This is a genomic window from Gemmatimonadaceae bacterium (assembly GCA_035533755.1).
Taxonomy (GTDB): Bacteria; Gemmatimonadota; Gemmatimonadetes; order Gemmatimonadales; family Gemmatimonadaceae; genus JAGWRI01.
Window position 1 is genome coordinate 201506 of record DATLTC010000009.1, and the last position, 14584, is coordinate 216089.

General features: G+C 70.2%; 15 protein-coding genes. All 15 read left to right on the forward strand.

Annotated elements, in window-relative coordinates:
• Positions 1–21: 21 nt before the first annotated feature.
• Genes VNE60_01530 through gap form a run of 15 tightly spaced genes read left to right on the forward strand, consistent with a single transcriptional unit; the run spans position 22 to position 14579 of the window.
• The gene (locus VNE60_01530) at positions 22–1500 is read left to right on the forward strand and encodes a leucyl aminopeptidase (protein HVB30187.1); all 1479 of its coding nucleotides are present in this window, start codon (positions 22–24) and stop codon (positions 1498–1500) included.
• A 59-nt stretch (positions 1501–1559) separates the two neighbouring features.
• Entirely contained in the window at positions 1560–3428 is a 1869-nt protein-coding gene (locus tag VNE60_01535) for a Plug domain-containing protein (protein HVB30188.1), read from the forward strand.
• Between the two features lie 49 nt (positions 3429–3477).
• Positions 3478–4341, forward strand: coding sequence for a YicC/YloC family endoribonuclease (locus VNE60_01540; GenBank protein ID HVB30189.1), 864 nt, complete (start codon positions 3478–3480; stop codon positions 4339–4341).
• Positions 4338–4979 (forward strand): guanylate kinase, encoded by a 642-nt coding sequence (gene gmk / locus VNE60_01545; protein ID HVB30190.1) that lies wholly within the window; start codon positions 4338–4340, stop codon positions 4977–4979. Before VNE60_01540 ends, gmk begins: the two co-directional genes overlap by 4 nt.
• An 11-nt stretch (positions 4980–4990) precedes the next feature.
• Positions 4991–5200 (forward strand): DNA-directed RNA polymerase subunit omega, encoded by a 210-nt coding sequence (locus VNE60_01550; GenBank protein ID HVB30191.1) that lies wholly within the window; start codon positions 4991–4993, stop codon positions 5198–5200.
• 43 nt (positions 5201–5243) lie between these two features.
• Complete coding sequence (gene coaBC / locus VNE60_01555; GenBank protein HVB30192.1) at positions 5244–6464, forward strand: bifunctional phosphopantothenoylcysteine decarboxylase/phosphopantothenate--cysteine ligase CoaBC; 1221 nt, start codon at positions 5244–5246, stop codon at positions 6462–6464.
• Positions 6454–7416: a uracil-DNA glycosylase gene (locus VNE60_01560; GenBank protein ID HVB30193.1), complete on the forward strand. Its 963-nt coding sequence runs from the start codon at positions 6454–6456 to the stop codon at positions 7414–7416. The genes coaBC and VNE60_01560 overlap by 11 nt, the downstream gene beginning before the upstream one ends.
• Positions 7367–8773 carry a replicative DNA helicase gene (gene dnaB, locus VNE60_01565; GenBank protein HVB30194.1) on the forward strand — a complete coding sequence of 469 codons (1407 nt, stop codon included), beginning with the start codon at positions 7367–7369 and terminating at the stop codon, positions 8771–8773. Before VNE60_01560 ends, dnaB begins: the two co-directional genes overlap by 50 nt.
• Complete coding sequence (radA, locus tag VNE60_01570; protein ID HVB30195.1) at positions 8770–10167, forward strand: DNA repair protein RadA; 1398 nt, start codon at positions 8770–8772, stop codon at positions 10165–10167. Before dnaB ends, radA begins: the two co-directional genes overlap by 4 nt.
• Positions 10164–10856 carry a 2-C-methyl-D-erythritol 4-phosphate cytidylyltransferase gene (gene ispD / locus VNE60_01575; GenBank protein ID HVB30196.1) on the forward strand — a complete coding sequence of 231 codons (693 nt, stop codon included), beginning with the start codon at positions 10164–10166 and terminating at the stop codon, positions 10854–10856. The genes radA and ispD overlap by 4 nt, the downstream gene beginning before the upstream one ends.
• Positions 10853–11524 (forward strand): L-threonylcarbamoyladenylate synthase, encoded by a 672-nt coding sequence (locus VNE60_01580; protein HVB30197.1) that lies wholly within the window; start codon positions 10853–10855, stop codon positions 11522–11524. The genes ispD and VNE60_01580 overlap by 4 nt, the downstream gene beginning before the upstream one ends.
• Before the next feature lie 3 nt (positions 11525–11527).
• Positions 11528–11998, forward strand: coding sequence for a low molecular weight protein arginine phosphatase (locus tag VNE60_01585; GenBank protein ID HVB30198.1), 471 nt, complete (start codon positions 11528–11530; stop codon positions 11996–11998).
• Positions 11995–12810, forward strand: a complete 816-nt coding sequence (locus tag VNE60_01590; GenBank protein ID HVB30199.1) for a shikimate dehydrogenase — start codon at positions 11995–11997, stop codon at positions 12808–12810. Before VNE60_01585 ends, VNE60_01590 begins: the two co-directional genes overlap by 4 nt.
• Positions 12783–13550: a double zinc ribbon domain-containing protein gene (locus VNE60_01595; GenBank protein ID HVB30200.1), complete on the forward strand. Its 768-nt coding sequence runs from the start codon at positions 12783–12785 to the stop codon at positions 13548–13550. The genes VNE60_01590 and VNE60_01595 overlap by 28 nt, the downstream gene beginning before the upstream one ends.
• Before the next feature lie 18 nt (positions 13551–13568).
• Complete coding sequence (gene gap / locus VNE60_01600; GenBank protein ID HVB30201.1) at positions 13569–14579, forward strand: type I glyceraldehyde-3-phosphate dehydrogenase; 1011 nt, start codon at positions 13569–13571, stop codon at positions 14577–14579.
• Positions 14580–14584 lie beyond the last annotated feature (5 nt).

Below are 14584 nucleotides of genomic sequence, written 5' to 3' on the forward strand. Positions count from 1 at the left end.
TATTCTTCTTCCTTCGGAGCCATGCCGATCCCCATCTCAGCCCAACCAGCCGCCTTCGCCGCGCTCGACACGCCGTTGCTGGCGCTGGCGCTGGCTGACGGCGCCGCCCTCACGCCCGATCTCGCCCCGGTCGACGCCGCCACCGGCGGGGCGCTGGGACGCGCGCTCACGGCGCGCGACTTCCGCGGCAGTCGCGACGAACTCCTGTTCCTTGCCGGTGGCGCCGCCGGCATTCGCCGCGTGCTGCTCGTGGGCATGGGCAAGGTCACGCAGCGCACCGATGCGCTGCGCCGGGCCGCCATGCTGGCCGCCCGCCAGGCCGCGCGCCTGGGCACCGGCTCGGTGGCGTTTCATGCGGGCGCCCTCACCGCCGCCGATGCGGAGGCGATCACGCTCGGCCTCATCGCCGGTTCGTGGCGCTACGACGACGTGAAGACCCCGCCGCCGGCCGCCGAGCAGCGCGCGCCGCTCACCAACGGCGTGGTGCTTGGATCCGACATGGCCGCCGCCGAGCAGGGCGTCGCGGCGGGCGTGGCGATCGGCGCCGGACACTCGCTGGCCCGCACCCTCGGCATGATGCCCGGCAACCTGTGCACGCCCGATTTCCTGGCCGAGACCGCGCGCGATATCGCCAAGCGCCACGGCATGCAGTGCACCGTGCTCGGGCGCGCGGAGATGGAGCAGGAGGGCATGGGATCGTTCCTCTCGGTGGCCCAGGGCACGCCGCAGGATCCCAAGCTCATCGTCATGGAATACCGCAAGGGAGCAAAGGGCGCCAAGCCGGTGGTGCTCGTCGGCAAGGGCCTGTGTTTCGACTCGGGCGGGATCTCGATCAAGCCTGCCCAGAGCATGGAGTGGATGAAGTACGACATGTGCGGCGCCGCCGGCGTGCTCGGCGCCATGGAAGCGATCGGCCGCCTCGGGCTCCGCGTGAACGTCGTCGGACTCGTGGGCTCCACCACCAACATGCCGTCCGGTACCGCGGTCAAGCCGGGCGACGTGGTGAAAAGCCACCTCGGCAAGTACATCGAGATCATCAACACCGACGCCGAAGGACGGCTCGTGCTCGCCGACGTGCTCTCGTATGCGCGCCGCTTCGATCCGGCCGCCGTCGTGGACGCCGCGACGCTCACCGGCGCCTGCGTGATCGCGCTCGGCCATCTGGCCACGGGCGTCATGGGGTCCGACCAATCGCTCGTCGCCGAAGTGCTGGCCGCGGGCGATCGCTCGGGCGAACGCGGGTGGCAGCTCCCGATGTGGGACGAGTACAAGCCCCTCATCAAGTCCGAAGTGGCCGACATCAAGAACACCGGCGGGCGTGGCGCCGGCACGATCACCGCCGCGCTGTTCCTGGCCGAATTCACGGAGTCGTACCCGTGGGTGCACCTCGACATCGCAGGCACCGCCTACAGCGAAACCGATCTTGTCGTGATGCCGAGCGGCCCCACCGGCGTGCCGGTGGGAACGTTCGTGGAACTCGTTCGAGGGCGCGCGACCTGATCCGGCTCCTGCGACGCTCGCTCTGGTGTGCCGGCCTCGGCCTCCTGGTCGGGGCCGTTTTGCCTGCCGCCGCGCATGCCCAGGGGCGTGACACCCTCGCCCGGCGAGATACGCTGGCCAAACGCGACTCGCTGGCCAAACGCGACTCGCTCGCCAAGCGCGACACCACGGTGAAGTCCGACACCGGGGGCGCGCTCGTGCCCCTGCCGGCCGTACCCGATTCCATCGCCAAGCGCGTGGTGCCCAAGGACACCATCAAGGCGCCGCTCGCGCACGCCGAATCGCCGCAGCTCGCGGATCCCACCGGCAGCTACCGGCTGGACCGCGCCCAGATCTTCGCCAGCGGAGCGCGGAGCGTGGGCGATCTGCTCGATCGCCTGCCCGGCGTGACGGGACTCCGCACGGGATGGATCGCCACCCCGATGACGTCCGCCTATCTGGGCGACGCGGGACGCGTGCGCGTGTTCATGGACGGGCTCGAGTACGATTCGTTCAATCCTCACGACGGCGGGGCGGTGGACTATTCGCAGCTGCCGCTGTGGCCCATCGAGGAGATCACCGTCGAGCGGTCGGCGTCCGAGGTGCGCGTGTACCTCAACACCTGGCGCGTGAATCGCACCACGCCCTACACCCGCACCGACATCGCCACGGGCGACCAGCAGACCAACCTCTATCGCGCGTTCTTTGGACGCCGGTTTGCTCACGGCGAAGCGCTCCAGTTCGGCGTCCAGCAGTACGGAACGACTCCGGAGCGCGCCGGCGCCACCAGCGACCAGCTCTCGCTCATGGGACGCGTTGGCTGGGCCCGCGGCGCGTTCAGCGTGGATGCCTTCATGCTGCAGGTGGCCAGCCACCGCGGATCCATCGTCGATCCGTACACCCTCGATTCGATCCCCCAGCTCGCGTCCACGCGCCGCGACGCCTACGTGCGCCTGGGGTACGGCGATCCGGATCAGGGGCCCTGGATCCAGGGAGTGGCCGGCACCACGCGGTACGCCTTCGGCGGCAGTCCGGCCACCACCACGGGGGTGACGATCCCCACCGACACGACCGCCGCCGACTCCGCTGCGGTCAAGAGCGATACCGCGGTGTCCGGCAGCCAGTATCTGCTCACCGGCGGGTTCTCCCGCTGGGGCGTGCGGTTCAGCGGCGCCGAACACTACTTCGTCGCGCTCCATCGCTCGCTGGCGGTGCCGAGCGTTCGCGCCAGCTACGACTGGCGTGGCCTCTCGCTCGCCGCGTTCAGCGAGGGTAAGGGACGCGACTCCACTTCGCGCCGCGAAGTCAGCGCCACCATCATGCCGCTGAGCTTCATCCGGTTCTCGGCGTCCGTCGGCCAGGCCCGCGACGCCATGGTGCGCGACAGCGTGCTGAGTCCGCAGTATCGGCGGCTCGAAGCGGGTTTGCGCATCCACGATTTCTGGATCGGCGGCGGAACGATCACCCGAGGGGCCGTCGCCCTCGCCGCCCCAACGCTGGTCAACGACTCGCTGACCAGCGTTCGCGAGCCCTCGGCCAGCGCCAAGTTCGTGAACGTCCAGGGGCGCGTGTGGCGGGGCATAAACGCCGACGTGTTTGCCCTGCGGTGGAACGACAGCACCGGGTACTACCGGCCCCAATTCCAGGCCAGGAGCCAGCTGTATATCAGCACGTCGCTTCTCAACCGGTTTCCCGACAACACCTTCCACTTCTTCCTGGGCCTCACGCACGAGTACCGCTCGGCCACCTTCTTCCCCCTGGCCGACGGCTCGGCCGAGCGCGTGGACGGCTACCGCACCATCGGCGCCCAGCTGGAAATCCGGATCGAGCGAGCCGTGCTCTCCTACCAGTTCAGCAACGTGCTGGGGGAGAAGTACACGCAGGTGCCCGGATTCTTCATGCCTCGCCAGGCCTCGATCTACGGAGTTCGGTGGGAGTTCTGGAATTGACAAGGTCATTGTGGTGCCGTAACTTACGTGACTGCCAATGATTCGAAGCATGACGGGGTTCGGGACCGCGGAAGGAGCGGTGGGTGGGGCACGGGTCACGGTCGAAGTGCGCTCGGTCAACCACCGCTTTTTTAATCCGTCCATCAAACTCCCCAATGCGCTGGCGCGGTGGGAAGTCGAGGTGCGTGAAGCCCTGCGGCGCGGGATCGGCCGCGGCGCCGTGACCCTCTCCGCCCGCATCGATCACACGGCGGCGTCGGGCGTCGGCATCGACGAGCATCGCTTGGGCGAGTACGTCACGCGGCTGCGCGAGTTGCAGCAACGGTTCGGTTTCTCCGAGCCGCTCGATCTGGCGACGGTGCTGCGACTGCCCGAGGTCGTGGTGTCGGGTGGCGCCGAACCGGCTGCGGGAACGGTGGAGGAATTGCTGGCGGTGGTGGATCGGGCGGTGGCCGCGCTCACGGCGATGCGCGGGGCCGAAGGGGAGCGGCTGGCGGAGTATCTGGTGGAGCGCCTGGAGAATGTCGGATCGGCGCTGGACCGGATCGCCGAACGGGCGCCCAAGCGGCTGGTGGAGCAGCGCGACCGCCTGCGGGCGTCGGTACGGGAGATCGCGGCCGGCGTGTCGGTGGACGATGCGCGGCTGGAGCAGGAGATCGCGATTCTGGCCGACCGGTTGGATGTAAGTGAGGAACTGTCGCGGTTCCGCGCCCACCTGGCGGCGTTCCGCGACACGCTCCGGGCGGGACCGGAAGACGGGGTGGGCAAGCGGCTGGGATTTCTGTTGCAGGAGATGCTCCGCGAGGCCAACACCACGGGGAGCAAGGCGAACGACGCGGTCGTGGTGGGTGACGTGGTGCTGATCAAGGAAGAGCTGGAGCGCACTCGCGAGCAGGTGGAGAATCTCGAATGAGCGCATTCCCGGTCATCCTCTCGGCGCCATCTGGAGGCGGCAAGACCACGATCGCCAAGGCGGTGCTCGCTCGGCGCACGGACGTCGGATACTCGGTGTCGTGCACCACGCGGAGCCCGCGGCCGGGCGAGGTGGAGGGCAGGGATTACCAGTTTCTGTCGCGTCGGGAGTTCATCGATCGCCAGGAGCGGGGGGAGTTCGCGGAGTCGGCTGAAGTGCACGGCAATCTGTACGGCACGCTCCAGTCCGAGGTGGACCGGGTGTTGCGCGCCGGACAGCACGTGATCATGGACATCGACGTGCAGGGTGCGCTCCAGTTCCGGCGCGCCTTCCCGCAGTCGGTGAGCGTGTTCGTCCTGCCGCCCTCGGGCGAGGTGCTGCTGCAGCGCCTGCGCGAGCGCGATACGGAAAGCGGGTCGCAATTGGTGAGCCGGTTGCAGTCGGCGCTTCAGGAACTGCAGGCGGTGGACGAGTACCAATACGTGGTGGTGAACGACGAGCTCGAGAGCGCGGTGAGTCTCGTATCGTCGATCATCGATGCGGAAGTGGCCAGTCGCGAGCGGGTGGCGGACCTGCGGCATCAGGTCACGTTGCTCATCGAGCGCCTGGAGCGGGAAATCGAAAGCCAATCCTTCTGACGGACTCAATCATGCGAGTATTCACTCCCCTCGAAATCGCCAAGCACGCGGCCAACAAGTACCTCGGCGTGCTCGTCGCGGCGAAGTACGCCCGGGTGCTCAACGAGTTCCCGCGCGACCGTTCGGCCATGGGCGAGAAGAAGCTGACCACGCGCGCCATGGAAGATCTGTCGAGCGGCAAGCTCACGTATCGCGTCGTGCCGCGCCTGCGCGGCGAGTAATCTCCGCCGCCGCGGGCCGGCGCTCGCCCTCTCATCGCGTCGCATGAGTCTCACGCCCACTCGACCCTTCGCATCGCGGCGCATTCTGCTCGGCATCACGGGCGGAATCGCCAGCTACAAGTCCGCCTGGGTGGCCCGGCTGCTCACCAAGGCCGGCGCGGAAGTGGACGTGGTCATGACGCGCGCGGCCACCGAATTCGTGGGGCCGATCACGTTCGAAGCCCTCACCGGGCGCCCGGTGCACGCCGGCCTGTTCGACGCCGGCCATGCCCTCGAACACATCACGCTGGCCCGTGCGGCCCACGTCATCGTCGTCGCGCCGGCCACCGCCGACTTCATGGCGCGCGCCGCGGCGGGGCAAGCCGATGACCTGCTCACCGCCTGCCTCCTTGCCGCTACCTGCCCGGTGCTGCTCGTCCCGGCGATGAACGACCGTATGTGGGCCCACCCGCAGACCCAGCGCAATGTCGCCCACCTGGCCGGCCTCGGGTACCGCGTCCTCCCGCCCGACGAGGGCATGCTCGCCGCGGGCGAGGGCAGCGGTCCCGGTCGGATGCCGGAGCCGGAGACGATCGTTGCTCACGTGGGGCGTCTGCTCGAACCCGCCGGTCCGCTCGCCGGAAAGCGCGTCGTCGTCACGGCGGGCCCCACGCGCGAAGCGCTCGATCCCGTGCGCTACATCTCCAACCACAGCAGCGGCCGGATGGGCGCCGCCGTTGCCGCCGCGGCGTGGCGCCGCGGCGCCGACGTGGAGCTCATCGCCGGTCCGCTGGCCATCCAGCCCCCGGTCGGGCCACGACTGACCCAGGTGGAGTCCACCGAGGAGATGGCCCGCGCGGTGCGGGAGGCGCTGCCGGACGCCGACCTGCTGGTCATGGCCGCGGCACCGGCGGATTTCACGCCAGCCCACCCCATGCCGAGCAAGATCAAGAAGGGCGCGAAGGCGCCGGCCGTTGCGCTCGACTTCACGGTCGACATCCTCGCCGCTACGCGCGGCGCCCGCCGGCCGGGCGCGGTGATCGTGGGATTCGCGCTCGAGACCAACGACGTGCTGGCCAATGCCCGCGCCAAGCTCGAAGCCAAGGACCTGGACCTGATCGTGGTGAACGACGCCACGGAGCCGGGCGCCGGATTCGGCGTGGACACCAACCGGGTGACGCTGCTCGACCGCGCGGGCCGCGAAGAACGCCTGGAATTGATGCCCAAGACCGCGGTGGCCGATGCGATTCTCGATCGCGTGGAGCGCCTCGTCGATGGACGCTAGAGAACAGCTGCGCCGATATCTCGAACAACGGCGCGAGATGGGGGAATCGGAGATGGTGCTCGACGGCCTCTCCGTGGAGGACGCGCTGCGCATGCTCGGCGCCGGCGATCGCACCGGGGCGTCGGGCACCGACTGGCGCGCCGCACTCACGCAGGCCGGCGCCGGACCGTCGCCGGTGAGTCCCGCACCGGCGCCGGCAGCGGCACCCGCCGCCCGAGAGCGTCCGCCCGTCCCGCCACCCGAGCCGCCGCGCAGCCAGCCGGTGCAGCCGGTGGCCGAGCCCGCCGCCGTGGTCCCGCCGCCCACGGGCGCGCCGACGCCACTGCCGCCCGCGGGCCTCGTGGTCGGCACCGCATCGCGCGAACTCTTCGGGGGTGATCCCCCGCAGTTCGCGTCGCTGGACCAGATCGCCGACGCGGTGCGCGGCTGCACCAAGTGCACGCTGTACAGCGGCGCCAAGCAGGCCGTGCCCGGCGAGGGCAATCCCGACGCCGACTTCATGTGCGTGGGCGAGGCCCCGGGCGCCGTGGAGGACGAGACGGGGCGCCCGTTCGTCGGCCAGGCCGGCCAGCTCCTGACCAAGATCCTCGAAGCGATCGATCTCAAGCGCGAAGACGTGTTCATCGGCAACGTGCTCAAGCACCGTCCGCCGGGTAATCGCAACCCGCTGCCCGACGAGGTCCGGGCATGCAGCCCGTACCTCATCCGCCAGATCGAACTGATCCGGCCCAAGGTCATCCTCGCCCTCGGGACCTTCGCCGCCCAGACGCTCCTGGACACCAAGCTCACGATCGGCAAGCTTCGCGGTCAGATTCACCGATACTATGGCGTGCCGTTGATCGTCACTTATCACCCGGCCGCCCTACTCCGAAACCCCTCCTGGAAGCGACCCACCTGGGAAGATGTCCAGCTCGCCCGCCGAATACTCGATGACGCCCGCGCACGAGGGTGACGCCTTCCGGGATCGGCAGCCGCCGTATTCCGAAGACGCCGAAGTCGCCGTCCTGTCCGCCATGCTCATGGACCAGGACGCGATTCTGCGCGCCGTGGAGGTGCTCGACGACGCGATGTTCTACGTCGAGCGGAACCGCCGCGTGTTCCGCGCCATGGCCGCCATCACCCAGCGAAGCACGGTCGTCGATCCGCTCACGCTCGCCGACGAGCTCACCCGCCGCGGGGATCTCGAAGCCGCCGGCGGCAAGGAATACATCGGGTTCCTGGTCGACGCCGTGCCCACGGCGGCCAACGTCGAGTACCACGCCAAGATCGTCCGTGAGAAGGCGCTCATCCGGTCGCTCATCCAGGTGTCCACCGGCATCGTCACCGACGCCTACGCCGGCCAGCACACCTCCGCCGAGCTGCTCGACGCCGCGGAATCCCGCATCTTCCAGGTCAGCCAGCAGCGCCAGAACGAGGGCTTCACGCGCATCAAGGAGCTGATGTGGCCCGCGATGGAGCGCATCGAAGCGCTCCAGCGCGGCGGCAAGACGATCACCGGCGTGGGAAGCGGCTTCAACGATCTCGACGAGATCACTTCGGGATTCCAGAATGCCGACCTGATCATCGTCGCGGCGCGTCCCTCGATGGGGAAGACGGCGTTCACGCTGAACATCGCGCAGCACGCGGCCATCGAGCACAACACGCCGGTGGCGTTCTTCTCGCTCGAGATGAGCAAGGAAGCGCTGGTGCAGCGCATGCTCACCAGCGAAGCCCGCGTGGACGCGCAGCGGCTGCGCAAGGCCACGCTGCGCGACGACGACCTGCCGCGGCTGGCGCGCGCCGCCGGGATCCTCAGTTCGGCGCCGATCTGGATCGACGACACGCCCGGCATCACGCTCCTCGAGATGCGCTCCAAGGCGCGCCGCCTCAAGGTGGACGCCAACGTCGGGCTCGTCATCGTGGACTATCTGCAACTGATGTCCGGGCCGTCCAACTCCGAGAGCCGCCAGCAGGAGGTCAGCCAGATCTCGCGCGGCCTCAAGGCGCTGGCCAAGGAGTTGGCGGTGCCCGTCGTGGCGCTGTCGCAGCTCTCCCGCGCGCCCGAACTCCGCACCGGCGAGAACAAACGGCCACAACTGTCCGACCTGCGGGAATCTGGTGCCATCGAACAGGACGCCGACCTTATCATGTTCCTCTACCGTCAGGAATTCTACGACGGTCCGACGGACAAGGACGGCAACTCCCTCGAAGGCAAGGCGGAAGTCATCGTGGGCAAGCAGCGCAACGGCCCAACCGGCATCGTGAACCTGTACTTCCACAAGCACTACACGCGGTTCGAGAACTACGCGCAGCGCGTCGTGGGCCCGTGAGCCCCAAGGCACGGACCGCCTACCGCTGCACGGAGTGCGGGGCGGAGCACGCCAAGTGGGCCGGCCGGTGCGAGAGTTGCGGCGAGTGGAACGCCCTGGTCGAGGAGCCGGTCACGCCCAAGGCCACGGCGGGCTCGGGCGCCCAGCGCCGCGCCGCGGGAGTCCGCGCGTTCGGACACGGCGGCAGTGTCGCCCCGGCGCCGCGGCTGCGCGAGGTCCAGGGCGGCGCCACGGCACGCTGGCCCACCCGGCTCGATGAATTCGACTTCGTGCTGGGCGGCGGCCTCGTGCCCGGCTCGATGGTGCTCGTGGGCGGCGAGCCCGGCATCGGCAAGTCCACGCTGCTGCTGCAGGTCGCGGCGCAGCTCGAAGCCGCGGGCCGGCCCACGCTGTATGCCTCCGGCGAGGAATCGGCGTTCCAGGTCAAGCTGCGCGCCGACCGCCTCGGCGGCTCGGCCGCCGAAGTGCCGTTGCTCGCCGAGACCAACCTGGAAACGGTCATCGCCACCGCCGCCGAGCGCGCCCCGGCGCTGCTCGTGGTCGACTCCATCCAGACGCTGTTCACCACCGATCTCGAAGGCGCGCCGGGCAACGTGGGCCAGGTGCGCGAGTGCGCGGCCCGCCTCATGCGCTTTGCCAAGGAGAGCGGCACCGCGGTCATGGTCGTGGGGCACGTCACCAAGGGCGGAGGCATCGCCGGCCCCAAGACGCTCGAACACATCGTCGACACGGTGCTCTACTTCGAAGGGGACGGCACGCTCGACTACCGCGTGCTGCGCGCCACCAAGAACCGGTTCGGCAGCGTGGACGAGATCGGCGTCTTCCGGATGACGCAGCAGGGGCTCGAGCCGGTGGCCAATCCGTCCGAGCTCTTTCTCGGCGACCGCCTCGCGTCCGCGTCGGGCAGCGCCGTCACCGCGCTGCTCGAGGGCTCGCGCCCCATGCTGCTCGAGGTCCAGGCACTCGTCACCAAGGCCGGCTTCGGCACGCCGCAGCGCGTGAGCACCGGACTCGAAGGACGCCGGCTGGCCCTCCTCCTCGCCGTGCTCGACAAACGCGCCGGCCTCACGTTCGCGCAGCTCGACGTCTTCGTGAACGTCGTCGGCGGCATGCGGCTGCAGGAGCCAGCCGGCGATCTGGCCGTCGCCGCCGCCCTCGCGTCCAGCATCCACGATCGCGCGCTCCCGCCCGACGTGATCTTCCTGGGCGAGGTCGGACTGGGCGGCGAGGTCCGCCCCGTGTCGCAAGCCGAACGGCGCCTGGCCGAAGCCGCCAACCAGGGAATCACCACGGCGTATCTTGCCGAGCGCGGCATTCCCAAGCGTCGTGATCCGCGCATCCGCACGGTGGGCATCCGCACGGTGGACCAACTGTTCGGGCGGCTGTTCGGATGACGCCGCGCGACGTGGGCGTGGTGATCGTCGCCGCCGGCGCCGGCACGCGCGCGGGAGGCGAGGAACTCAAGCAGTTCCGGTGGATCGCCGGCAAGCCGATGCTCCTGCACTCCCTCCAGACCTTCATGGCGCATCCCCGCGTGCTCACCGTGGTGTGCGTGCTGCCGCAGCGCTTCGCCGGCGATCCGCCGCCCTGGATCTTCCAGTGCGACGTGGACCGCCTGCTCGTCTCGGTGGGCGGCCGCACGCGCACCGAGTCGGTGGCCAACGGACTCGACGATCTCGCCGACGAGGCGCAGATCGTGCTCGTCCACGACGCCGCGCGGCCGTTCGTGGATCTGGCCACGATCGACCGCGTGATCGCGGGCGTGGAGCAGGGCACGGCCACGGTGGCCGCGATGCCGGTCGTGGACACGCTCAAGGAACTCGACGACGCCATGCAGGTGGTGCGCACGGTGGACCGCGCGCGCCTCTGGCGCGCCCAGACGCCGCAGGGATTTTCCCGCGAGACGATCGTGCGCGTGCATCGCGCGGCCCACGCGCGGCGCCTCCAGGCCACCGACGACGCCGCGCTGTGCGAGCAGTTGGGAGTCCCGGTGGCCGCGGTCCGCGGCAGCGAACGCGCGCTCAAGGTCACCGAGGAGGCCGACTTCGCGCGCGCCGAGGCGCTGTTCCCGCTCGCGCCATGAGAGCCGACTCGCTCAGCTATCCGTTCTGGTCGGACGAGGAGATCACCGCCGCGATCCGCCCCGCGCTCGAGCAGATGGAGCGGCGCCGCGTCCTCGCGTATCCCACCGAGACCGTGTACGGGTTCGGCGGCGCGATCGATCGCGATTCGGTCGCCGCGCTCATCCGCCTCAAGCGGCGTCCGCCCGGCAAACCGTTTCTGCTGCTCGTCGACGGCAGCGAGACGCTCGCTCGGCTGGATCTGTCGCTGCCCAGCTACGCGGCCAATCTCGCCGCCCGCCACTGGCCCGGCCCACTCACGCTCGTGCTGGCGGGCGGCGAGCGCCGCGTGTCCTCCCAGCTCCGCGGCCCGGAGGGCGGCGTGGCCGTGCGCTGGACCAGCCACCCGGGCATCGCGCGGCTCATCCGCGCCCACGGCGACGCCATGACTTCAACGAGCGCCAACCGCCCGGGGGTTCCGCCGGCCACCACCGCGGGGGAGATTCTGGCCCAGTGGGGCGAGGCCGTGGCCCGGGGCGATCTCCGCGTCCTCGACGGCGGTCGCCTCGCGCCCTCGCCGCCGTCAACCGTGGTGGACTGCATGGGTCGTCATCCGCGCGTGATCCGTCCGGGCGCCATTCCGGCCCGCGTGCTCAGGGAGAGCGTTCCCACACTCATCGGAGACGCTTGAGCCGTGCGCATCCTGTTCGTGTGCACCGGCAATACCTGCCGCAGCGCGCTGGCCGAAGCCATCGCCCGCAAGCTGACCATCGAGCGCGGCATCGTGGACATCGACGTGGCCAGCGCCGGCACGAGCGCGTGGGACGGTGCGTCGGCGTCCGATGGCGCCCTGCTCGTGGGCCTGGAACGCGGGCTCGACTTGAACGCGCATCGGTCGCGGCAGCTCGATCGTGATCTCGTGCAGTCGGCCGATCTCGTGCTGGCCATGGGACCCCATCACCTGGAACGCATCGAGGCGCTGGGCGGCGCGGGCAAGGGCCACCTGCTCACCGCGTACGCGTCGCGCGGCACGCAGGCCCGTCCGGTGAACGACCCGATGGGTGGCGAACTCGACGTGTACCGCGCCACCGCGGACGAGCTGGAGCGCGAGGTGCTGCTGGTCCTCGATCGCGTCGCGGCTGAACACGGCTCGGGACCGGCGTGAATCCGCGTCCCGGGCGGCTGGTGCTGCTGGGGCACCCGGTGGGCCATTCGCTCTCTCCCCGGTTCCAGAACGCCGCGCTGCGCGCCGCCGGCATCCCGCTGGTCTATGAGCCGCTGGACGTGGCTCCCGCCGACCTCGACGCCGTGCTCGAGGCGCTGATCGCCCAGGGGGCGGCGGGCAATGTGACCATCCCCCACAAGACGCACGTCGCCGCGCGTTGCGCGCGTCTCGCGCCGCTGGCCGAGCGCACGGGCGCCGTCAACACCTTCTGGACCGACGGGAACGTGCTCGTGGGCGACAACACCGACGTCGATGGCTTCGACGCCGCGGTGCGCGCCCTCATGGGCGGAGCGCCCTCGGGCGCGGAGATCGGCGTGGTGGGCGCCGGCGGCGCCGCGGCGGCGGTTCTCGCCGCAATCGAACGATGGGACGGCTGCCGCGCGCGGCTGTACAATCGCACGGTGGACCGGGCGCACCACCTGGCGGCACGCTTTGCCGGCGTCACGCAGGTGGTCCGGTCTGCCGAGGACGCGGTGTCCGGCGCCGCCCTCGTCGTCAACGCCACGGCGATCGGACTCGCCGACGACTCCCTGCCGTTCCCGCTCGATGCGCTGCTTCCCGACGCTGCCGTGCTCGATCTCGTGTACCGCCCCGGACGCACCCCGCTGGTTCGATCGGCTGCGGCGCGCGGCCACCGCGCGGACGACGGCCTGCGCATGCTGGTGGAGCAGGGCGCGTGCGCCTTCGAACGCTGGTTCGGCGTCGCGCCGGACCGGGCCCTGATGTGGGCGACGGTGACCCCGGGCCGCTGAGCAGGCGCGCGCGCGGAGCGGCCCACGCCCTGCGCGATCTGTTGTTGCCGCTCGTGTGCGCCGCGTGCGCGCGCCCACTCGACGCCGGGGAGCCGGGCATCGTCTGCGGGCGGTGCTGGTCGCGGCTGGCGCTGCTGCCGCACCCCCTCTGCCCGCGATGCGGGCATCCGCGCACGCGACCCGAGTGCGCCTGGTGCGAACTCCTGCCCCCGTTCGTGCGCGCCGCCCGGTCGGTGGCCTGGGTGCACCGGGGCACCGGCCAAGCCATCGTGTACGCCCTCAAGTACCGCGGGTGGCACGCCGTGGCCGCCGGGATGGCGGACCGCATGGCGCGGATCCCGTGGCCGGCCGACGTGGTGCGCGAGCGGGCGGCCCTGGTGCCGGTGCCGCTCGCCGCCGGCCGCGAGCGCGAACGCGGGTACAATCAGAGCGAACGCCTGGCGCGCGCGCTGGCGGTGCATTGGGACGTCCCCGTGTGGGCGCACGCCGTGGAACGCATCCGCCACACCACGACCCAGACACGATTGACACCGGAGCAGCGCCTGGTGAACGTTTCAGGCGCGTTCGGCGCGCCAGAGGTGGCGCGTGCCGCGCTGCGACGATCGCACGTCGTGCTCGTGGACGACGTGGTGACGACCGCCGCCACTCTCAATGCATGTGCCGCCGCCCTGCACGCGGCCGGCGCACGCGTTATCAGTTTTGTGACCTTCGGCCGGGCGCCCGCGGTGGGCGACCGGTAACCGACATGGGAGACGACGATGGCGATTCGTGTGGGCATCAACGGCTTCGGCCGCATTGGACGCCAGGTGCTGCGGGCGGCGAAGCTGCAGGGCGTGACCGACCTCGAGTTCGTGGCCGTCAACGACCTGACGGATACCCGCACGCTGGCGCACCTGTTCAAGTACGACTCGGTGCACGGCACCTACGACGGCACGGTGACCGCCAGCGCCGACGCGATCACCGTGGACGGCCACACGGTGAAGGTGCTGGCCGAGAAGGATCCCGCCAAGCTGCCGTGGAAGGCGCTGGGTGTGGACATCGTCCTCGAGTCCACCGGCCGGTTCACCAAGGCCGCCGACGCGCACAAGCACATCGACGGCGGCGCCCGCAAGGTGGTGATCTCCGCGCCCGCCACCGGCGAGGACATCACCCTCGTGATGGGGGTGAACCACGACAAGTACGATGCCGCCAAGCACCACATCATCTCCAATGCGTCGTGCACCACCAACTGCCTGGTGCCGATGGTGAAGGTGATTCGCGACAACTTCGGCTTCGTGCGCGGCAGCATGACCACGGTCCACAGCTACACCAACGACCAGAACATCCTCGACCTGCCGCACAAGGATCTGCGCCGCGCCCGCGCGGCCGCGGTCTCCATCATTCCCACCACCACCGGCGCCGCCAAGGCCACGGCGCTGGTGATCCCGGAACTCAAGGGCAAGATCGACGGCATCGCCGTGCGCGTGCCCACGCCCGACGTTTCGCTCACCGACCTCGTGGTCGTCACCGAGAAGCCGACCACGGTGGACGCCGTGAACGCCGCCTTCAAGGCCGCCGCCGCCGGCCCGCTCAAGGGCATCCTGCAGTACACCGAGGAGGAACTGGTGAGCGTGGACTACGTCGGCAATCCCCACTCGTGCATCTTCGACGCCAAGACCACGGCGGTGATCGACGGCGGGCTCGTCAAGGTGTGCGGATGGTACGACAACGAATGGGGCTACGCCGCCCGCTGCGTGGACCTGTTGCGGCTCGTCGCCCAGAAGCTGTGAGCCCG